Origin of the sequence: Mycetocola sp. JXN-3 (assembly GCF_014522285.1) — a bacterium.
Taxonomy (GTDB): Bacteria; Actinomycetota; Actinomycetes; order Actinomycetales; family Microbacteriaceae; genus Mycetocola; species Mycetocola saprophilus.
The window spans coordinates 975,943-994,320 of sequence record NZ_CP041635.1; the positions used below are offsets into that span (position 1 = coordinate 975,943).

At 65.1% G+C, this 18,378-nt stretch carries 20 protein-coding genes; 13 read left to right on the plus strand and 7 right to left on the minus strand.

What is annotated here, in order from left to right; genetic code table 11:
- Window positions 1-27: 27 nt before the first annotated feature.
- Complete coding sequence (locus C7C57_RS04500) at window positions 28-1,095, plus strand: DUF6264 family protein (protein ID WP_187977747.1); 1,068 nt, start codon at window positions 28-30, stop codon at window positions 1,093-1,095.
- Window positions 1,096-1,159: 64 nt separating this feature from the next.
- On the opposite strand, the gene fbaA is transcribed toward C7C57_RS04500, so the two are convergent.
- Window positions 1,160-2,188, minus strand: coding sequence for a class II fructose-bisphosphate aldolase (fbaA, locus tag C7C57_RS04505; protein ID WP_030148458.1), 1,029 nt, complete (start codon window positions 2,186-2,188; stop codon window positions 1,160-1,162).
- Between the two features lie 185 nt (window positions 2,189-2,373).
- Here fbaA and C7C57_RS04510 point away from each other — a divergent pair, with 185 nt between their 5' ends.
- Together C7C57_RS04510 and glpX are read left to right on the plus strand one after the other, a co-directional pair.
- Window positions 2,374-3,384 carry a fructose-bisphosphatase class II gene (locus C7C57_RS04510; RefSeq protein WP_187977748.1) on the plus strand — a complete coding sequence of 337 codons (1,011 nt, stop codon included), beginning with the start codon at window positions 2,374-2,376 and terminating at the stop codon, window positions 3,382-3,384.
- A gap of 125 nt (window positions 3,385-3,509) precedes the next feature.
- Complete coding sequence (gene glpX / locus C7C57_RS04515) at window positions 3,510-4,496, plus strand: class II fructose-bisphosphatase (RefSeq protein ID WP_030148460.1); 987 nt, start codon at window positions 3,510-3,512, stop codon at window positions 4,494-4,496.
- 81 nt (window positions 4,497-4,577) lie between these two features.
- On the opposite strand, the gene rmuC is transcribed toward glpX, so the two are convergent.
- Both rmuC and C7C57_RS04525 read right to left on the minus strand, forming a co-directional pair.
- The gene (gene rmuC / locus C7C57_RS04520) at window positions 4,578-5,987 is read right to left on the minus strand and encodes a DNA recombination protein RmuC (RefSeq protein WP_187977749.1); all 1,410 of its coding nucleotides are present in this window, start codon (window positions 5,985-5,987) and stop codon (window positions 4,578-4,580) included.
- Between the two features lie 119 nt (window positions 5,988-6,106).
- Window positions 6,107-6,871, minus strand: coding sequence for a GntR family transcriptional regulator (locus C7C57_RS04525; RefSeq protein WP_187977750.1), 765 nt, complete (start codon window positions 6,869-6,871; stop codon window positions 6,107-6,109).
- A gap of 142 nt (window positions 6,872-7,013) precedes the next feature.
- Between C7C57_RS04525 and ychF the strand changes: the two genes are divergently transcribed.
- Window positions 7,014-8,087, plus strand: coding sequence for a redox-regulated ATPase YchF (ychF, locus tag C7C57_RS04530; protein ID WP_187977751.1), 1,074 nt, complete (start codon window positions 7,014-7,016; stop codon window positions 8,085-8,087).
- A gap of 158 nt (window positions 8,088-8,245) precedes the next feature.
- Window positions 8,246-8,716, plus strand: coding sequence for a hypothetical protein (locus tag C7C57_RS04535; RefSeq protein ID WP_187977752.1), 471 nt, complete (start codon window positions 8,246-8,248; stop codon window positions 8,714-8,716).
- A gap of 87 nt (window positions 8,717-8,803) precedes the next feature.
- Here the strand turns inward: C7C57_RS04535 and C7C57_RS04540 are convergent, their stop codons facing one another.
- Entirely contained in the window at window positions 8,804-9,358 is a 555-nt protein-coding gene (locus C7C57_RS04540) for a GrpB family protein (protein WP_187977753.1), read from the minus strand.
- 133 nt (window positions 9,359-9,491) lie between these two features.
- Here C7C57_RS04540 and C7C57_RS04545 point away from each other — a divergent pair, with 133 nt between their 5' ends.
- The 3 genes from C7C57_RS04545 (at window position 9,492) to C7C57_RS04555 (ending at window position 10,929) form a co-directional block, all read left to right on the plus strand.
- Complete coding sequence (locus C7C57_RS04545; RefSeq protein ID WP_187977754.1) at window positions 9,492-9,884, plus strand: hypothetical protein; 393 nt, start codon at window positions 9,492-9,494, stop codon at window positions 9,882-9,884.
- A 6-nt stretch (window positions 9,885-9,890) separates the two neighbouring features.
- The gene (locus C7C57_RS04550; RefSeq protein ID WP_255505772.1) at window positions 9,891-10,430 is read left to right on the plus strand and encodes a DUF6036 family nucleotidyltransferase; all 540 of its coding nucleotides are present in this window, start codon (window positions 9,891-9,893) and stop codon (window positions 10,428-10,430) included.
- 106 nt (window positions 10,431-10,536) lie between these two features.
- The gene (locus C7C57_RS04555) at window positions 10,537-10,929 is read left to right on the plus strand and encodes a hypothetical protein (protein ID WP_211250776.1); all 393 of its coding nucleotides are present in this window, start codon (window positions 10,537-10,539) and stop codon (window positions 10,927-10,929) included.
- Between the two features lie 93 nt (window positions 10,930-11,022).
- On the opposite strand, the gene C7C57_RS04560 is transcribed toward C7C57_RS04555, so the two are convergent.
- Window positions 11,023-11,592, minus strand: coding sequence for an Lrp/AsnC family transcriptional regulator (locus C7C57_RS04560; RefSeq protein WP_030148468.1), 570 nt, complete (start codon window positions 11,590-11,592; stop codon window positions 11,023-11,025).
- Between the two features lie 171 nt (window positions 11,593-11,763).
- On the opposite strand from C7C57_RS04560, the gene C7C57_RS04565 reads away from it, so the two are divergent.
- The 5 genes from C7C57_RS04565 (at window position 11,764) to C7C57_RS04585 (ending at window position 16,992) form a co-directional block, all read left to right on the plus strand.
- The gene (locus C7C57_RS04565) at window positions 11,764-13,338 is read left to right on the plus strand and encodes an ABC transporter substrate-binding protein (RefSeq protein ID WP_187977756.1); all 1,575 of its coding nucleotides are present in this window, start codon (window positions 11,764-11,766) and stop codon (window positions 13,336-13,338) included.
- Between the two features lie 61 nt (window positions 13,339-13,399).
- A complete protein-coding gene (locus C7C57_RS04570) occupies window positions 13,400-14,410 on the plus strand; it encodes an ABC transporter permease (protein ID WP_255505773.1) in 1,011 nt (336 codons plus the stop codon).
- Window positions 14,407-15,291 (plus strand): ABC transporter permease, encoded by an 885-nt coding sequence (locus tag C7C57_RS04575; protein ID WP_030148471.1) that lies wholly within the window; start codon window positions 14,407-14,409, stop codon window positions 15,289-15,291. The genes C7C57_RS04570 and C7C57_RS04575 overlap by 4 nt, the downstream gene beginning before the upstream one ends.
- Entirely contained in the window at window positions 15,288-16,205 is a 918-nt protein-coding gene (locus C7C57_RS04580; RefSeq protein ID WP_255505774.1) for an ABC transporter ATP-binding protein, read from the plus strand. The genes C7C57_RS04575 and C7C57_RS04580 overlap by 4 nt, the downstream gene beginning before the upstream one ends.
- Window positions 16,198-16,992, plus strand: coding sequence for an ABC transporter ATP-binding protein (locus C7C57_RS04585; protein WP_187977757.1), 795 nt, complete (start codon window positions 16,198-16,200; stop codon window positions 16,990-16,992). The genes C7C57_RS04580 and C7C57_RS04585 overlap by 8 nt, the downstream gene beginning before the upstream one ends.
- A 59-nt stretch (window positions 16,993-17,051) precedes the next feature.
- On the opposite strand, the gene C7C57_RS04590 is transcribed toward C7C57_RS04585, so the two are convergent.
- Window positions 17,052-17,579: a hypothetical protein gene (locus tag C7C57_RS04590; RefSeq protein ID WP_187977758.1), complete on the minus strand. Its 528-nt coding sequence runs from the start codon at window positions 17,577-17,579 to the stop codon at window positions 17,052-17,054.
- A gap of 104 nt (window positions 17,580-17,683) precedes the next feature.
- Window positions 17,684-18,358 carry an NUDIX domain-containing protein gene (locus C7C57_RS04595; protein ID WP_187977759.1) on the minus strand — a complete coding sequence of 225 codons (675 nt, stop codon included), beginning with the start codon at window positions 18,356-18,358 and terminating at the stop codon, window positions 17,684-17,686.
- Window positions 18,359-18,378: the final 20 nt, after the last annotated feature.

The window sequence follows — 18,378 nt, forward strand, 5'->3', positions numbered from 1 at the left end:
TCCGTTTGAGCTGTTCGAGAGGCAACGATGACCCCGCAACCCCGTTTTGGTGAATTCGCGACTCCCGAGGAGCAACGCGATCAGATGAACGGGCCCGACGCCGAGAAGGCGTCGGCGCCCGCCGTCGATCAGACCCCGCGTCGTCCATCATTTGGCGAGCGGATCGAGGACGGTGCTGCCGCCGCGGCTCCGAGCGAGCCGGCCGTGCCGAAGGAACCGGAATCTGCCTCTGCCCCGCGCGCGGTCGCCGCTCCGCAGTACGGTGAGCGGGTGGCCGAGGGCACGGCCCCGGCGAAGACCGAGGGAACCGAGCCCGCCGCCACAGACGCGTCGCCCGCCTTTGGGGAGCGTGTGGCCGCGTCCCAGCTTCCGCCGCCCGAGTATGGCGAGCGTGTGGCCGCCTCCCAGCTACCGCCGCCCGAATACGGCGAGCGGGTGGCCGCGTCCCAGCTTCCGCCGCCCGAATATGGTGAGCGCACCACGGACGCCCCAACCCATGCTTCGGCACCGTCAACTCCCGCCGCCCCCGCCGACGGCATTCCGCGCTATGCCGCGGGATCCTTCAGCGGTGTGAACGTGGGAAACCGGCCGGCCGTCCAGGCCTCGGCTTCGGCCGGTGCACGAGCCGGCGCGCCCGTCGGTAACGGCGTGAATCGTGCGGGGACTCCGGCGGCCGGAGCCGCCAAACGTTCAGCCGCCGGTCTCGCGAACGACGGGCTTCCCGTGCAGGCTCCGGCGGACCGCTTCATCTCGCTGATCCTGCTGGCCTTTGGTGCGTTCTCGATCCTCACCAGCGTCCCCGCCCTGCTCAACCTGCGCGAGGCGTTTGTTGAGTATTTCAAGGAGCTCGGCATCTCGGGCGACTCGCTGGGGCAGTCGATCAACGTGTCGGGATGGGTGATGGCGGCGATCATGATCGCGGTCTGGTGCCTCTCGGCATGGTGGACGATGCGCCGCATCCGAGCGGGCAAGTCCTCCTGGTGGATTCCGCTGCTCGGGGCCGTAGTTGCCCTCCTGGTGATGAGCATGGTGCTGGCCCCGGTCATGGCCAATGACCCGGCCTTCCAGGAATACGTGAAGAAGTTCCAGCCGTAACCACGTCGGCCCATAAAAGAACCCCGGTGATGCCGCAGCATCACCGGGGTTCTTCGTGGCGAACCTAGATGGTCAGCGACTTACCGTGCGAACCAAGCTGACGGGTCGACTCGATGACGCGGGCGGCCATGGCGGTCTCGGCGATCTTGCCCCAGGCGCGGGGGTCGTAGACCTTCTTGTTTCCAACCTCACCGTCTACCTTGAGGAAGCTGTCGTAGTTGCGCAGCACGTTGTCGGCGATGGCGCGGCTGAACGCGTACTGGGTGTCGGTGTCGATGTTCATCTTGATGACACCGTTGGCGACGGCCTCGCTGATCTCGGCGTCGGTCGAACCCGATCCACCGTGGAAGACGAGGTCCAGCGGCTTGGCGGCGGTACCGTACTTGGCGGCCAGACCCTCCTGGATTTCCTTGAGCAGACCCGGCTGCAGCTGCACGTTACCCGGCTTGTACACACCGTGCACGTTGCCGAAGGTCAGCGCGGCCATGTAGCGGCCCTGTTCGCCGAGGCCCAGGGCCTCGACGGTCTGGATGGCGTCTTCCAGGGTGGTGTAGAGGTGCTCGTTGATGTCGTGGCTGACACCGTCCTCTTCGCCGCCCACAACACCGATCTCGACCTCGAGGATGGCGTTGATGTTCTTGGTCTTCTTGATGATCTCCTTGGCGATCTCCAGGTTCTCACCCAGCGGCACGGCCGAGCCGTCCCACATGTGGGACTGGAAGATCGGGTTGCGACCGGCCTTGACCTCTTCCTCGGAGGCGGCGATCAGCGGGTACACGAAGTCGTCCAGTGCGTTCTTGGGGCAGTGGTCGGTGTGCAGGGCCACGGTGATCGGGTAGTTGTCGGCGATCGCGTGCACAAACTTGGCGAAGGCGAGGGCACCGGAGGCGCGGTTCTTCACGGTGTGGCCGGCGAAGTAGTCGGCACCACCGGTGGTGACCTGGATGATGCCGTCGGAGCCAGCCTCGGTGAGTCCCTGAAGTACTGCGTGAATGGTCTGCGATGACGACACGTTGAACGCCGGGAAAGCGAATGCGTTCTCCTTGGCGGTGTCAAGCATCCGTGCGTACTGCTCGGGGGTTGCGATAGGCATTACTTCTCCTTAAGGAATGTCTGCAGGGAACACTTCGAGTCTACCGACCGGGCTTCCCGGATGTCTCGGTAAATCGTGCGGATACGTCTGGAGTGCCGGATGCGGTGTCGGATGCGGACCGGCGCCGGGGCTCGTTGGGTGCACGTCCGTGCGGATCGATCCAATCGTCGGGCACAATTGAGGGTATGAGTGACTCTTCGACCGGGCCGCGCCCGGGGTCCGCGTTTTTCCGTCCCGCCGGTTCGCCGGCACCGCGTTCGGCCAAGCCGAAGCCCGTGGGATGGCCTGGTGCCGAAGCCCTGCGCGGATTGCGGTTGGCAACCGTCGCGGCGGCCACCGCGGCCGCGGACCACGTGGGATCCGGCGATCCGCTCGCCGTGGACGGGGCCGCCGTGCATGCGCTGCGCGCCGAGCTGGACACGCTCGCGCTCTCCGGCGTGGTCATTGCCGGTGAGGGCGAGAAGGACGAGGCTCCGATGCTCGCGGCCGGGGAGACCTTCGGAACCGGCGGCCCGGCGGTGGAGATCGCCGTGGATCCGGTGGATGGTACCCGCCTGGCGGCGGCAGGCGAGCCCGGTGCGATGGTGGTGCTGGGTGTAGCAGAACCCGGCTCGTTTGCGAATATCGGTCCGGCCTATTACCTGTCGAAGATTGTGGCGGGTGCGCGTGCGCCCGAGGTGAGTCTGGATACGCCCTTTGAGCAGACTCTCGCCGACATCGCCGCCCACCGCGGCGTCCCGGTCGAGGAGCTACACGTGGCGATTCAGGATCGTCCGCGTAACGCCGAGCTGATGCGGATCGCCCGCGAGGCCGGGGTGCGCTGCGACTTCTTTGAACACGGCGAGGTCGAGCGATCGCTTCGGGTCTTGCAGCCGGATGCGGATCTGGACCTGGTTGCCGGAATCGGCGGAGCCCCCGAGGGCCTGGTGGTTGCCGCCGCCGTGCGTGCGCTGGGTGGCTCGATGCAAGCCCGGTTCGCGCCGCAGTCGCGGTCGGAGCGAACCCGGATCGAGGCCGCGGGCATCAACCTGGACGAGCTGCTAAGTCTTGACCGGCTGTGTGGGGGACGCGCGGCGATCCTGGTGAGTGCGGTGACCGAGTGCCTGATCGTGCCCGGTGCGCCGCTGCGGGCGGCCGAGGGTCGTGGTCAGGATGCACGAATCTGGTCGTGGTCGGGAACCGAAATTCCCGCGTAAAACGTTCGATTCGTTAAGAACACAGCTTTTTAACAGCAGGATTGGGCCACACGCCGCGGCGTGTTTGTGGGCGCGGGGTTAGTGTGGAACGGTTCGCCTTGCCCAGATGTTGAGGAGCGTTTTTCATGAGTCAGCCCACCACCGAGTCCCTGTATTTGCAGCCCGGACGAAATCTTGCTCTGGAGCTGGTGAGGGCAACGGAGGCCGCGGCGATTCGTGCCGAACCGTATATCGGTCGCGGCGACAAGCTGGGTGCCGACGGTGCCGCGGTGGATGCGATGCGCGCGTTCCTCGGCACCGTCAACTTTGATGGCACCGTGGTGATCGGTGAGGGCGAGAAGGACGAGGCCCCGATGCTGTTCAATGGCGAACGCGTGGGCAACGGACAGGGCCCGGCGGTGGACATCGCCGTGGATCCGATCGACGGAACCAGCCTGACCGCCGCCGGTCGCCAGAACGCCCTGTCGGTCATCGCGGTCGCCGACCGTGGTTCGATGCTGGATGCCTCGACCGTGTTTTACATGGACAAGATCGTGACCGGCCCCGAGGGTATTGGTGTGGTGGATATTCGTCAGTCGGTGGCCGAGAACATTCAGGCGCTGGCCCAGGCGAAGAAGGTTCCGGTTTCGGACATCACCGTCGCGGTGCTGGACCGTCCGCGTCACGAGGGCCTGATCGAGGAGATTCGCGCCGCCGGTGCGGGGACCCGTCTGATGCTGGATGGCGACGTGGCCGGTGGTATCAACGCCGCCCGCTATGGCACCCGCATCGACATGTGCCTGGGTACCGGGGGAAGCCCCGAGGGCATCGTGACCGCGTGTGCAATTAAGGCACTGGGTGGCCACATTCAGGGCCGCCTGCACCCCCGCGACGACGCCGAGCGTCAGCGCGGCATCGAGGCCGGTCTGAAGATGGACTACGTCTACGGCGCCGACGAGCTGGTGCGCAGCGACAACACGTTCTTTGTGGCAACCGGTGTGACCGATGGCGGTCTGGTCGCGGGTGTTCAGCACCGCGGCCCGATCATCCGCACGGAGAGCATCGTTCTGCGTTCGAAGTCGGGAACGATCCGCCGGATCGTGGCCGACCACCTGGTGGAGAAGTGGCGCTAAGCCGCTGATCCCAACCCGCCCACACGCGGGTCCTGAGCTGCGGGCGTACCAATGGCGGTGCGCCCGCTTTTTGCTGCCCGTTTAGGCTTCGGGACGTTCCTCCTGTCTCTGCTCAACCTGGGTTTCGTTCGGGGTGGTGGCGGAGGGGGAGCGGCCCTCTTCGAGGCCGGCAACCAGGTCGACGTCGGTGATCTCGCGCAGGGGCTCCTCGATGGAGACGAGGTCTGCGATGATCTTGGTTTTATCGATGCGGCCGAGTTTGCGGGCACTGGGCAGCACCTGATGTTCCAGGGACCCGATCACCACGTTGTAGTCCTTTACCGAGCGCTCGATCGAGCGCCCCAGCTTCTGCAGCCGTGTCGCGGTGGTGGCCAGACGCGAGTGGAGCTCTCGGCTGAGGTCGAAGAGCTCAGTGGCCTCCTTGGTGAGCACATCCTGCTGCCAGCTAAAGGCCACGGTCTTGAGCACGGACCAGAGCGTCACCGGGGATGCCAGCGCGACCCGCTTGGAGAACGCAAAGTCGAGCAGGGTGCGGTCGGCTTCCAGCGCCGAGGACACCAGGGACTCGCTGGGGATGAACGCGATGACCAGCTCGGGGGAGGCGGGCAGGCCCTCCCAATAGGTCTTATTGCCCAGCGCGGTCACATGCTCGCGCACGGCCTTCACATGATCACGCAGAAGCGAATCGCGGCGGGCAGCCTCGGCACCGGTCGCGGTGGCCGGAATCGCGCTGGCCTCCAGATAGGCGTTGAAGGGCACCTTCGCATCCACGGCGATGTTCTTGCCCCCGGGCAGATGCACCACCATGTCCGGTCGCCCGGCTCCCGCATCCGTGGATACCGAGGACTGCACGCTGAAATCAACGCGCTCGATCAATCCGGCAGCCTCGACCACGTTCCGCAGCTGGGTCTCGCCCCAGACCCCGCGAACGTTATTCGATTTCAGGGCACCGGCCAGGGTGTCCGTGGTGGCCCGCAGACGCTCCTCGGCCTCGGTGGCCGCGCGCAGCTGCGCGCTGAGCTCGCCGTGCTGCAGGCTGCGCTGGTTTTCGATGGCGGAGACCGCCGTCTGCATCGTGCGCAGGGACTCGGCGACCGGAGCCAGGGCCTCCAAGACTCGCCCCTCCTGAGACTCACGCGCACGCAGGTTCGCGGCCTCCTCCTCGCGGCGGCGTTCCTGATCGGCGGCATAGCGTCGCTGTGCATCAATCTGATCGCGCAGCTCGGCCGTGGTGGCCTCGAGCGCAGCCAGCTCCGCTCGCAGGGTGCCTCGAATCTCGGACTCGCGCGCGCCCTGAGCCATCAGCTCGGCGGAGTGCTGGGCCGTCAACACCTCAACATCGGCGCGCGCGGCATCGGCGCGCACCTCGGCCGCCCGTAGCGCCGAGGTCGCGCGACGCTGCGCGGTCAGCCCGCCAAAAACGCCGCCGAGGACCCCACCGAGTACGAGGCCCAGCAGGAGTCCGATGATGAGTGGGAGTAATGAGTCCATGACCTCAGTGTGCCCGAGACCGCCGACACCCTCGGTGGATGGGAGCTAACTGTGGAAAATCGAGGAGAAACCCCAGGTTGTGGAGGAAGGGTGGACCGGGGCATCCGCTTCGTCGATGGTCACGCCGAGCCCAGGCTCGCGGTGACGCCCACGGCGATCAGATCACCCCGAAATGCGTGGATGCCCACGGTCACCGGCCCGCCATCGGGGTCCTTCAGTACGCGGGTTCGCTCCAGGATGACCCCGTCAGATCCGAGGCGAAGAAGCTCGGTTTCGGTATCGGTGGGCGGCCGCGAGATTAGCCGTTCCTCGACGCTACGGATGCGAATTCCCGCGGCGTGCAGGAGCGAATCGAAGCCGGAGAGTCCCTGATTTTGGGATGCGGGGCCGCCGGGCCCCGCGGGCAGAAAGTCCGTGAGGACCGCGAAGGGCTCCTGATTGTTGGTGAGGAGACGTCGTAGGCGCAGAACGGGGGTGTCGACAGCGCACCCCAGGAGCCGGGCAATGGGCGTGATCGCCGGCAGGGTGTGCCGGTTGAGTATCCGGACTTCGGGATGGTGTCCGTCGCGTTCCAGGGTCTCGACGATGCCCAGCGTCTCGACCGCCGTGGTGATGCGGACGTGGACGACGCGCGTTCCGACCCCGCGACGGCGGGTCAGCTGTCCCTCTTCCACGATCTCCTGAATCGCGCGACGCACGGTCGGTCGAGAGACCCCCAGCCGGTTTGCCAGCACGATTTCGTTGTCGAGCCGGCTTCCCGGCGGAAGCGTCCCGTCGGCAATGGCTCCGCGGAGTTGGGCGGCGAGCTGACGGTAGAGCGGGACCTCTCCCGCTCGGGACAGGGTGAGCGAGAGGGGCGTGCTAGGAGTGCCTGATGTGCGCATGAGTGTCCTCGAGGTTGCCGTTGTGAGCGAGCAGATGAAGCGCAGGCTAACAACGCAGCGTGTGAGAATAACGGATGCTCAGAACCTTCGCCGCGCGCGCTCGGCTGGCCCCGGTCCTTCTCGCCGGGTACGATAGATCCTCGTGGCCCTCACTATCGGAATTGTCGGACTGCCCAACGTTGGCAAGTCAACCCTGTTTAACGCCCTGACCAAGAACCAGGTGCTCGCGGCGAACTACCCGTTCGCGACGATCGAGCCCAACGTCGGGGTGGTGAACCTCCCCGACGCGCGCCTGACCAAGCTGGCCGAGATCTTCGGCAGCGAGAAGATCCTGCCCGCCGCGGTCTCCTTCGTGGACATCGCGGGCATCGTGCGCGGAGCGAGTGAGGGTGAGGGCCTGGGAAACCAGTTCCTGGCAAACATTCGTGAGGCCGACGCGATCGCCCAGGTTGTGCGTGGATTCGCCGACTCCGACGTGGTGCACGTGGATGGCAAGGTCAACCCGGCCGGCGACATGGAGACCATCAACACCGAGCTGATCCTCGCGGACCTGCAGACGGTTGAGAAGGCCATCCCGCGTCTGGAAAAGGAGGTCAAGGGCAAGCGCATCGATCCCGCCGCCCTGGAGACCGCTAATGAGGTCCTCGCCGCACTGAACGCCGGCACCCCGCTCTCGGCCACCAAGATCGACCTGGAGCCCGTGCGCGAGCTCGGTCTGCTCACCGGCAAGCCCTTCATCTACGTGTTCAACGTGGATGAGGAGGTCCTGCAGAGCGACGAGAAGCGCGCCGAGCTGGCCGCCCTGGTTGCCCCCGCACAAGCGATCTTCCTCGACGCCAAGCTTGAGTCCGAGCTGATCGACCTGGACGAGGAGGACGCCGCAGAGCTGCTGTCCTCGACCGGTCAGACCGAGTCCGGTCTCGACCAGCTCGCCCGCATCGGTTTTGACACCCTGGGGCTGCAGACCTACCTGACCGCCGGCCCCAAGGAGTCGCGCGCCTGGACCATCCCCAAGGGTGCCAAGGCCCCGCAGGCCGCCGGTGTGATCCACACCGACTTCGAGCGTGGCTTCATCAAGGCCGAGATCATCTCGTTCGCCGACCTGGTGGAGACCGGTTCAGTCGCCGAGGCCCGCTCCAAGGGCAAGGCCCGCATGGAGGGCAAGGAATACGTCATGCAGGATGGCGACGTGGTGGAGTTCCGCTTCAACGTCTAATCCTTGACGCTCCGTCAACTTGTACGTGGCCGCCGTGAACTCGTGTTCTCGGCGGCCACGCTTTTTGGGGCGGTATCGTGCGCCGGCGCGGGGTGCCGGCGATGACGTGTTGAGCGGTTCTGGCACGCGATCGGATCGCCATGTACTAACCTGCCTGTGTGGAAGACACCGATAGATTCGACGCAGCCATCATCCTGACGCTGGTGCCCAGTACCCAGCGCCCGTTGTCGATTGGATTCCTGCTGTCGGGGTGGGACATGCTTGACGTCGATGTTCCCTCCCGGGAACGGGTCGAACGCGCAATGGCGAAACTGGTGGGCTCCGGGTTCGCCGAGATCGATCCATCCACCTGGGACATCCGGCTTACGGAGTCGAGTGAGGAACTGAGACGTTCGGTGAACACTTCCGGCGGAATGCGTGCGATTCCCGGAAGAATCCATGAGGCCTTGGCCGGACAGAGGATGGGCGTTGCACCACTCGAATTGGTTCCGGAAGTCTTCGACGCGGCGTTGGAGGACTATCTTGCCAGGGGGCAACGAAGGGCCGAGAGAGCGTCACGCCATCGTTGGTGGTGGCCTACCTCTTTTCGCCCACGTCCGGCGCAACGGTCCCACAAAAAGCCGCAGTAATTCCATGACATCATCGCGCGACCCCGGGAGATGAACGCGGTCCGCTCTCCGTGAAAGACTGGCCGTTTTGCGCGCGAATCCTGGGGGCTACTCGGCTTGGCGACCCCGGGCTCGCCCCAGAATCTCCGCAATCACGTCGGTTTTGGCATCGGCGTAGTCGTTCATATCCGACCAGGTTTGCTCGGCGAGAGCACGTTTGGTCCGCGCGTAGAGATCACGGTCATCCGCATTAGCGCGCAGGTGATTGCGCAGGGCAATATAGTCGCTGACCTGCGAGTGTTCGGGCTGATAGACGTGGATGTGCACGTCCTTTTTAGGCGTGCGGAACATCCGGTGGTGGTCTTCGCGCACGCGCAGCACAAAGCCCGCGGCCTCCATCGCGGGCACGTAGGCGTCCTCGGTTTCCACGTCGGTGACGGTGAGCAGAACGTCTATGAGGGGCTTGGCCGCGAGGCCGGGCACGGAGGTTGAGCCGATGTGCTGCACGGAGAGGGCGACCGGGCCGAGCGCCGCCAGGATTCGCTCGGACAGCGATTCGAAGCGTGTTGGCCAGGTCTCGTCATAGGGCACCACCACGATGGCGGGGATCTCCCGTCCGCCGATCAGCACCGAATCCAGATATGCGTCTCGCTCATCACTCATGCGGACATTCTTTCAGAGGTGAGGAACATGTTTGCTTGGTATTGGGTTGTTCGCGCGAGCTTTGCCAGCTTCCCCGAATGAGAACCCCGGATGAACCAGGTCGATCGGAACCTAGCTGAGTTATGATCGGTGCATGACTAGCCAGTTGGCACAACACTTTAAAACCCTGGGCGAGTGCATCGCGCTGGGTGAAGAGTTGTTTGCTATTCGGCTAATTTCCGAGATTTTTCGGGAGGCCGTTGCTGAGGCAGAGCGCCCGCAAATCTATTCGTCGGGGTCTGCTCCCGGGCTTACGGGGAACGCTCGATGGGACACCCTTTCCACATCGGCCGTGCGATTGGCATATGAAACCTCTGGGAAGACTGCGCCGAGTTGGACGGCACGTGAACCGAGCCCGACGCCGGTTTACCTCCGAGCGGAGCGAGACCTCACCGAAAACTACCGCACACGAATTCGCGAACTTGCACCCGTATCTTTGGCAGAAAAGAACGTCTGGTACGAACTTTCAGATTTGGCAACCGCGTAGGGTCGAATGGTGTTCGGGCTCGGAAACGCACGCATACTTGAACTCTTGGACCGTCTCGGTGCGGAGCTCAGCGCGCGTGGGCAGACAGCAAACCTGTACATCATCGGTGGGGCTGCGATGACTATCGCCTATGGTCGCACAACGGCCACGCTGGATATCGATGCACATTCGGCCCAGCGGGAGGTCTTGAGAGACATTGCATCACAAATTGCGCGTGATGAGCGCCTTCCTCCGGATTGGCTGAGCTTCAATGCATCAGCGTTTATCCCGGGAGGGGAATCGTTGGAGAGCACCATGCATAGGAGAACCGGTGGGCTGACGTACGAGGTGGCATCCCCGCGCGTGCTTTTGGCGATGAAGATGTCCGCGTATCGGGCGAAAGATCTCGAGGATATTAGGCTCCTCATTGCCTATCTACGGATTACCACGGTGCGCGAGATTATGCAGATCATGGATGCTTTCTTTGACGGAGAATCGGTTCCTCGTTATGACCGTGCGGACGTACTGCTGAATGCTCGCGAGGTGATTGAACTGGTACAGCGTTGACGTGGTGACCCCCACAACTGGTGTAACGTGACCCCGGTGACCCTGTGCGGTCACCCCGATCCCCGCAGCTCCCCGGGAGCGCCCCATTTTCCGACTGGAGAATCCCATGATTCAGGCCAATATTGCCGTAGATTTCAGCGCCGTTGAGGGCGAACGTGAAGACGTTTCGCTGAACAACGTGGTGTTCGAAATGGTCACGTCCACCACCAGCGTCGTGGCCGCCGAGCCGACCCTGTTCCGCTACTTCGAGAACGAGGGTGTGGTGTGGGGCGACTACACCGGTGACACCGTGATCGAGGGTCGCTTCTCCGGCATCCGCGAGGGTGACACCCTGCACATGTCCTACAACCACCGCTCGAAGAACGGCAACCTGGTGCACGGCAACGACACCACGATCATCTCCCGTCAGGCCGACGGCCTGCTGCGTCTGACCGAGTTCTACGTCGGTGCGGGCGGCGAGCCGCAGCTCAGCGTGTGCCGCGAGGTGGCCGCGAACTAAACCGTCCGGGCCCGATGCCTCCGGTGCCGCCGCGAATGATATTTCGGAGGCGCGGAAGGCCTCGGGCAGTCCATCCATTTGGTGGGGGATGAGCTAGCGCAACGGTGCGCCCTCATCCTCCTCACCCGGCTCCGCGATCCGCAGGTGCCGGGTGGAACCCAGCGGGGATTCCCCCGCCCACTCTCCGGGCGAACGCAGCGCCCGGCCGGCAAAGCCAGCACCCAGGCTGACCCGATCCCACTGCTCATCCATCACGAACACCGTCTCGGTGGATTTGATGCAGGACCACTGCGCAAGATTCAACGCCACAAGCTCATGAATTGCCGCGACGTCCGCCGCACGCACCAACAGCATGCCGTCATGCTCGCCGGCGGTCACCGCGAAATACTCCAGTTCCGGCACCGTTTTCAGACGCTCACGAAACTCACCCCACTGCTGCTGCTCGAGTGACACAAACACCAGCGCGGCCACGCCAAACCCCGCCGCCCGGAAATCCAGGGTGGCGGTAAAACCGGTAATCACACCGGACTCAATCAGCCAGTCATAACGCTGGTAGGCGTTGGAACGGGAGATCCCCAGCTGGTCCGCCAGCGCCGCGATGGACAGTCGTCCGTTACGCCGCAGCAGGTCAACCATGCGGATGTGAATATCGTCGAGTTGCATTCTGTCTCCCCGGGGATGGAATTATTCTGCGGATCCTGGATGAAATGCCACATACTCGGCAAATCAAAGAACGAATATCGCAATTTTCTTTCGTATTTGACACAATAATCGCGAATCACATAACTTTTGTAAATAGTTATCCATCTCGGGTAACAAAGAGGAGGCCACAACATGAAGTTCTCGAGGAAAAGCGCCGCCACAGCCGGTCTGGTCGTCGCGGCCGCCCTCGCGCTGTCGGGTTGCGCCGGCGGCGGCAACGGTGCAGCCGGAGGGGGTGACGCAGGCAAGTCCCTCGTGGTTGATGCCTCGTTCGACCTGAAGACCGCCGACCCCAACCGCCAGTACGAGACCACCGGGTCGATCGTCGCCAAGGCGCTCTACCAGACGCTGCTGACCTTCGAGGGCAACGACGTCACCAAGCCCGTCGACGGCCTGGCCAGCTACACCATGAACCCCGAAAACACCGTGATGACCCTCACCCTGAAGCCCGGAGCCAAGTTCTCCGATGGCTCCCCGGTGACCGTGGACGACGCCGTGTTCTCGCTGACCCGCGTCCAGGGCGTCAAGGGAAACCCCTCGTTCCTGCTTGATGGCGTCACCGTTGCCAAGACCGGTGATGACACCCTGACCCTCACCTCGGCCGAGCCCAACCCGGCCCTGCCCTTCATCCTGCCGAACCCCGCACTGTCGGTGGTGAACAAGAAGGTTGTCGAAGCAAACGGTGGCTCGGACACCGAGAGCGACAAGGCCGAAGCCTTCCTCAACAAGACCTCCGCCGGTTCGGGACCCTACAAGCTGGAGTCCTTCGATGCGGCCAAGCAGGTTGTGCTGACCGCCAACCCCGAGTACAACGGCCCCAAGCCCGCCTACTCGCGCGTGGTTCTGCGCAACGTGGCCGGCCCGACCCAGAAGCTGAACGTGGAGAAGGGCGAGTCGCAGGTAGCCCTCGACCTCAACCCCGACCAGGTTGCCGAGCTCGCCGGTTCCAAGGTGAAGATCACCTCGGACCCCTCGCGCTACATGATCTTCCTGCTGCTGAACCAGAACAAGGACGTCAGCCAGATCACCAGCAACCCGGACTTCCTGAAGGCCGTCAAGCTGGGCATCGACTACGACAAGATCGTCAAGATGGCCGGTAAGGGCTCGGTTCGCCCCGGCGGTCCGATCCCCTCGCTGTTCGTGGGTGCGGTCGACGCCAAGCAGGGCAACCAGCGCGACGTCGAGGCCGCCAAGGCGGCCCTCAAGGTCTCGGGATACAACGGCGAGAAGGTCACCCTGAACTTCCCCAACGACATCACCGTGCAGGGTCTCTCGCTGCAGAACGTGGCCGAGGCAGTGCAGGCACAGCTCAAGGATGTCGGTATCGACATCAACCTGGCTCCGGCCCCGGTGGCCACCGAGCTGGACGCCTACCGCAACGGCACCGAGACTGTGGGTCTCTGGTACTGGGGTCCGGACTTCCCGGACGCCTCGAACTACCTGGTGTTCTCGCCCGGTGAGCTCGTCGGTCTGCGTGCAGGCTGGCCCGCGGGTGCCGACCCCAAGGTGACCGAGCTGGCAAACGCCGCCAAGGCCGCCACCGGAGACGCCCGTGCCGCCGCCTACGAGGCCTGGCAGAAGGAGCTCAACGCGAGCGGACCGTTCGTGCCGCTGCTGCAGCCGGCTCAGAGCATCGTCACCGCCCCGAGCATCACCTCGGTGACCACCAACCCGGTCTGGACCGTGGACCTTGCCCTCATCAAGTAACACTGCCGCCGTCCAGACTCAGACGGCTGACCGTAGCGCACGGAGGGGCATTCCCCCCTTCGTGCGCTACGTCGCAATACGGCTCGGCCTGAGTGTCCTGCTGATGTTCGGGGTGACCGTGGTCACCTTTATCCTCACCAACCTGGTGCCCGCCGACCCGGTGCAGGCGGCCCTGGGGGAGCAGGCGGCCGCCGATCCCTCGATCGTGGCCAAGTTCCGCGCCGATAACGGCCTGGATCAGCCGCTCGTGGCGCAGTACTTCACCTACCTGAACAACGTGCTGCACGGGAACTTCGGTGTGTCCACCCAGACCCGGATGCCGGTGGCCGACGAGCTCGCCTCGGCGGTGCCCGCGACGATCGAACTGGCCCTGGCCGCGATTGTCTTCTCGACCCTGATCGGCATCGGCCTGGGACTCTGGGCCGCGCTCAAGCAGCGCACGATCATCGACCAGGTCATCCGCGTGGTGAGCCTGATCGGTCTGTCTTGGCCGACCTTCTGGCTGGCCCTCGTGGTCTACTACGTCTTCTTCTTTGTGCTCGGGGTCTTCCCCGGTTCCGGGCGCCTTGATCCGGTGTCCATCGCGCCGTCGCAGGTCACCGGTTTGTACACCGTGGACTCGCTGATCGCCGGGCAGTGGGGCACCTTCTGGGATGCCGTCTATCACCTGGTACTGCCCGCCTCGGTGCTGGCCCTCTACACGATCGGTCTGCTGACGCGATTCGCCCGCTCGGCCGTGCTGGAGGTGCTCGACCTGGACTACGTCAAGGCCGCCACCGCCAAGGGACTCCCGCGCCGCACCGTGGTCTTCGGCTACGTGCTGCGTGGTGCGTTGGTTCCGATCATCACGGTCCTGGGCCTCGCGTTTGGGGCGCTGCTTTCCGGCACCGTCCTGGTGGAGAAGGTGTACTCCTGGCACGGCCTGGGTGAGTACTCGTTTGCCGCCGCGACCAAGCTGGACCTGCCCGCCATCATGGGTGTCGGTCTGATCGTGGGCTTTGTCTACATCGGACTGAACTTCCTGGTGGATGTTTTGTACGGGGTCATCGACCCGAGAGTGAGGGTCGCATGAGCGCCGACATCCTGACCCAGCGCGCCAAGCGGCGCCGCTGGCTGAAGATTGCCCCGGCGTTCCGCACGCCGCTGGCGATCACCGGCATCACAATCGCCGCCCTGTGGGTGCTGATCGCGATCTTCGCGCCGATCCTCGCCCCGTTCGATCCGCTCGCCCAGGACTTTGACCGGCTCATGCCGCCCGGTGGCGAACACCTGTTTGGTACCGACGCCGTGGGCCGCGATGTTCTCAGCCGCGTGATCAGCGGTGCGCGCATCTCGATGCCGCTCGCCCTGGCCCTCGTGGTCGCCTCGATGGTGGTCGGCGGCACCCTGGGTGCCATCGCCGGGTACTTCGGGCGCGCGGTGGACGAGATCATCATGCGGATCGCCGACCTAGTGTTCGCCTTTCCGACCATCATCCTGGCGATGGTGATTACCGCGGCCCTCGGCCCGAGCCTCACCAACGCGGTCATCGCGATGCTGATCGTCTCCTGGCCCGCCTACGCCCGAGTGACCCGCTCCCTGGTGATCTCGGCCCGGCGTCAGGAATACGTGGTCGCCGGCCGACTGCTGGGTAACAGCCCGTTCACCACGCTGCGCCGCGACATCCTGCCCAACGTCCTCTCGCCGGTCTTCGTGCTGGCGATGCTGGATGTGGGAACCGCGATCCTGCTGCTCGCGGGCCTGAGCTTCCTGGGCCTCGGCGCCACCCCGCCGCTGCCCGACTGGGGCGCGATGGTCTCCGACGGCGTACAGCAGTTCTCCGCCTGGTGGATCGCCGCTTTCCCGGGACTGGCGATCTTCACCGTGGTGATGGCGTTCAACTTTATTGGGGACTCGCTGCGCGATTCCCTCGACCCGCGTGCACAGGATGCGGTGCAGGGGAGGGCAATGTGAGCCAGCTAGACAACCAGTACGACGGCGCTCGTCATGCGAACGCCTCGGATGGCCTGACCATCCGCGACCTGACGATCCGGATCGGGGAGAAGGAGATCCTGCACGGGATCAACCTCGACCTGATCCCCGGTCAGATCACCGGCCTGGCCGGCGAGTCCGGTTCGGGCAAGTCGATCACGGGTCTGGCCATGCTGCGGCTGCTGCCGAAGAACGCCAAGACCGGCGGCGCGATCACCTTCGAGGGGCGCGATCTGCTCACCGTCCCCGAGCGGGAGATGGGTAAGATTCGTGGCCAGCACGTGGGCATGGTCTTCCAGGACCCGACCGCCTCGCTGCACCCGATGCTCACGATTGAGCGTCAGCTGACCGACCACCTGCGCGCCCACACCGGCGTCTCCAAGAAGGAGGCGCGCGAGCGGGCACTGGACGTGCTGCGCAAGGTGAAGGTGCCGCTGCCCGAGACGGCGCTGAAGAAGTACCCGCACCAGTTCTCCGGTGGACAGCTGCAGCGGATCGCGATCGCCGTGGCGATCATCTGCGAACCGCGTATCCTGATCGCCGATGAGCCCACCACCGCCCTGGACGTGACCGTGCAGGCGGGCGTGCTGCGACTGCTGCGCCGGCTGTGTGATGAGCTGGGCCTCGCGGTCCTGCTGATCACCCACGACCTCGGGGTCATGAGCAGCCTGGCCGACCGCATCGCGGTGCTGCGTCGGGGCGAAATCGTGGAGGAGGGGACCCGGTACAACGTGCTGCGGAACCCCCAGCACGAGTACACCAAGGCGCTGATCGATGCGTTGCCGAGTCATGAGGGTGCCGGTGCGGATCTGGCGTCCGCGACTGATGCCGCGGCCGAAACCGCTGCCAAACCCGCCGCCGAAACCGCGACCGAGAAGGAGGCCGGCAATGACTGAGTCGCTGCTGAGCGTGGACGATCTGCGGGTGCAGTACAAGCTGCCCGGCAAGGGAACCCTGACCGCCGTGGACGGTGTGAACTTCGAACTCGCCCCCAAGCAGGTGCTGGGGCTCGTCGGCGAATCGGGCTGTGGAAAGTCGACCCTGGCCCGCGCGGTGTGCGGGCTGGAGCCGATCCACTCGGGGTCGATCCACTTCAAGGGCACGCCGATCCGGACCCTGGGAATGCGGACGCGTCCGGCCGAGCTGCTGCGGATCCAGATGGTCTTCCAGAACCCGTATGCCTCGCTCAACCCGCGGCGCACGGTGGGGAGCCAGATTGCCGATGGTCTGCGCATCCACCCGCAGCGGGACAGCTGGACCGTCGCCGGTCTGTTGGAAGAGGTGGAACTGCCCGCCGAGGTGGCTAACCGCTTCCCGCACCAGTTCTCCGGTGGACAGCGTCAGCGCATCGCGATCGCCCGCGCGATCGCCTCGGGACCGGACCTGCTGATCGGTGACGAGCCGATCGCCTCACTGGATGCGAGCCTGCAGGCGAAGGTTGCGCAGCTGATGCGTCGCCTGGCCCTGGAATCCGGTGCGTCGATGCTGTTCATCAGCCACGACCTCGCGGTGGTGCGCACCATCGCCGATGAGGTAGCGGTGATGAGCAAGGGACAGATCGTTGAGCACGGCCCCGTGGAGCAGGTGTGGCGTTCCCCGCGCGACCCCTACACCCGGCGCCTGCTCGCGGCGATCCCCGCCGTGGACGGCCTGGGCACCCTGCCGGGTCTGCCCGAGGACTAAAACACACGTCCCAACACAAGAGTGCCCCGGAATTCCGGGGCACTTTTGTGTTGTATCCGCTAGCGGGTGGCAGATCCCGCCTGGACTCCGTCCACCGCGGTGCGAACCTCGCGCAGGTTCGGAACGTTGGCGGCCACGCTGGAGAGGATGGCGGAGGCGAGCGGTCCGGCATTTCCGGGTTCCGCCCCCGAGGTAAAGTTCACCAGAACAACGCCCGGGCTGGGCTCCGTGAGTGCCGAGATATAGCAGTACGGTGCGCCGATATCGCAGGTTTCCTTGAAGCTGCTGACCTGGAGGCTGGTCAGCAGGGCGGCCTGAGTCTGGGCCGCGAGCTCACCCGTGGAGTCCACCTTGGGCGGAACCGGAACCGGCTTGCCCGGGGTCGGCGTCTTATAGGGGGAGGACGACGGCGCCGGGGTGGACGGCGTCTCCGAGGGCGAACCGGGATCCGTGCTCGGGGTTTCGGACGGGCTCGAACTGGCGGAGGGCTGCGATGCAGACGGGCTGGGGCTGGGAGCTTCCTTGCCGGTCGGAGCGCATCCCGCGAGGAGGAGGACCAGTGCCAGGGCCGGAACGATTCGTTTCATGATTCCACAATACGTTCCCGTCGGATTTCCGGGGTCCAATCCGTGTCGTGTGCCGTCGCGTTCTCGCCGTTTTGTCGGAATCGTTATGGTCGATGCGGCGAGAGCTAGCCGGTCACGGCGGAGGCGCCGGTGGCCGTGCCAAACCGGTACAGTCGCGCCGGCCGATGCCGCCCGCCGGTCTGCACCTGCTCGGTGGCCCGGACCAGGCCGCTGGTTTCCACCTGGCGGCGGAAGTTGGCCGGGTCGATCCGCTTATCCAGCACCGCCTCATACACCTCGCGCAGGGCCGAGAGCGTGAAGAGCTCACCCACGAAGGCGTGGCCGAGGTTCGAGTATTCCAGCTTGCCGCGCAGTCTACCGAGTGCGTACTCAACAATTTCCGCGTGGTCGAAGGCCAGCTCGGGGAGCTCATCGGCGGGGAACCAGCGCACGTTTTCGGTCACCACGGCCTCGGCTGCCTCCTCCTCCCGCACCAGCGCCCAGTAGATAATCGATACCACGCGGTTACCGGGGGAGCGTCCCACATTGCCGAACGCGTAGAGCTGTTCGAGGTAGCTGGGGGAGAGCCCGGTGGTCTCATTCAGGGTGAACGCCGCGGACTCGGAGAGCTCCTGTGCGGGTTCGAGGGGGCCGCCGGGGAGTGCCCACTTCCCCTGCTGTGGCTCGCGGATCCGCCGCACCAGCGGAAGCCAGACCTTTCGCCGGCCGGAATCGTCCCCGGGGCGCAACGCGAAGATGACCGTGGACACGGCGAGTTCGATCGGTGCGGACGTGATCATGGTGGCCTCCGGACGTTTTG

Coding starts and splice junctions, on each gene's coding strand:
- C7C57_RS04500 (WP_187977747.1), top strand. CDS start 28: ATGACCCCGCAACCCCGTTTTGGTGAATTCGCGACTCCCGAGGAGCAA.
- fbaA (WP_030148458.1), bottom strand. CDS start 2,188: ATGCCTATCGCAACCCCCGAGCAGTACGCACGGATGCTTGACACCGCC.
- C7C57_RS04510 (WP_187977748.1), top strand. CDS start 2,374: ATGAGTGACTCTTCGACCGGGCCGCGCCCGGGGTCCGCGTTTTTCCGT.
- glpX (WP_030148460.1), top strand. CDS start 3,510: ATGAGTCAGCCCACCACCGAGTCCCTGTATTTGCAGCCCGGACGAAAT.
- rmuC (WP_187977749.1), bottom strand. CDS start 5,987: ATGGACTCATTACTCCCACTCATCATCGGACTCCTGCTGGGCCTCGTA.
- C7C57_RS04525 (WP_187977750.1), bottom strand. CDS start 6,871: ATGCGCACATCAGGCACTCCTAGCACGCCCCTCTCGCTCACCCTGTCC.
- C7C57_RS04540 (WP_187977753.1), bottom strand. CDS start 9,358: ATGAGTGATGAGCGAGACGCATATCTGGATTCGGTGCTGATCGGCGGA.
- C7C57_RS04545 (WP_187977754.1), top strand. CDS start 9,492: ATGACTAGCCAGTTGGCACAACACTTTAAAACCCTGGGCGAGTGCATC.
- C7C57_RS04550 (WP_255505772.1), top strand. CDS start 9,891: ATGGTGTTCGGGCTCGGAAACGCACGCATACTTGAACTCTTGGACCGT.
- C7C57_RS04555 (WP_211250776.1), top strand. CDS start 10,537: ATGATTCAGGCCAATATTGCCGTAGATTTCAGCGCCGTTGAGGGCGAA.
- C7C57_RS04560 (WP_030148468.1), bottom strand. CDS start 11,592: ATGCAACTCGACGATATTCACATCCGCATGGTTGACCTGCTGCGGCGT.
- C7C57_RS04565 (WP_187977756.1), top strand. CDS start 11,764: ATGAAGTTCTCGAGGAAAAGCGCCGCCACAGCCGGTCTGGTCGTCGCG.
- C7C57_RS04575 (WP_030148471.1), top strand. CDS start 14,407: ATGAGCGCCGACATCCTGACCCAGCGCGCCAAGCGGCGCCGCTGGCTG.
- C7C57_RS04585 (WP_187977757.1), top strand. CDS start 16,198: ATGACTGAGTCGCTGCTGAGCGTGGACGATCTGCGGGTGCAGTACAAG.
- C7C57_RS04590 (WP_187977758.1), bottom strand. CDS start 17,579: ATGAAACGAATCGTTCCGGCCCTGGCACTGGTCCTCCTCCTCGCGGGA.
- C7C57_RS04595 (WP_187977759.1), bottom strand. CDS start 18,358: ATGATCACGTCCGCACCGATCGAACTCGCCGTGTCCACGGTCATCTTC.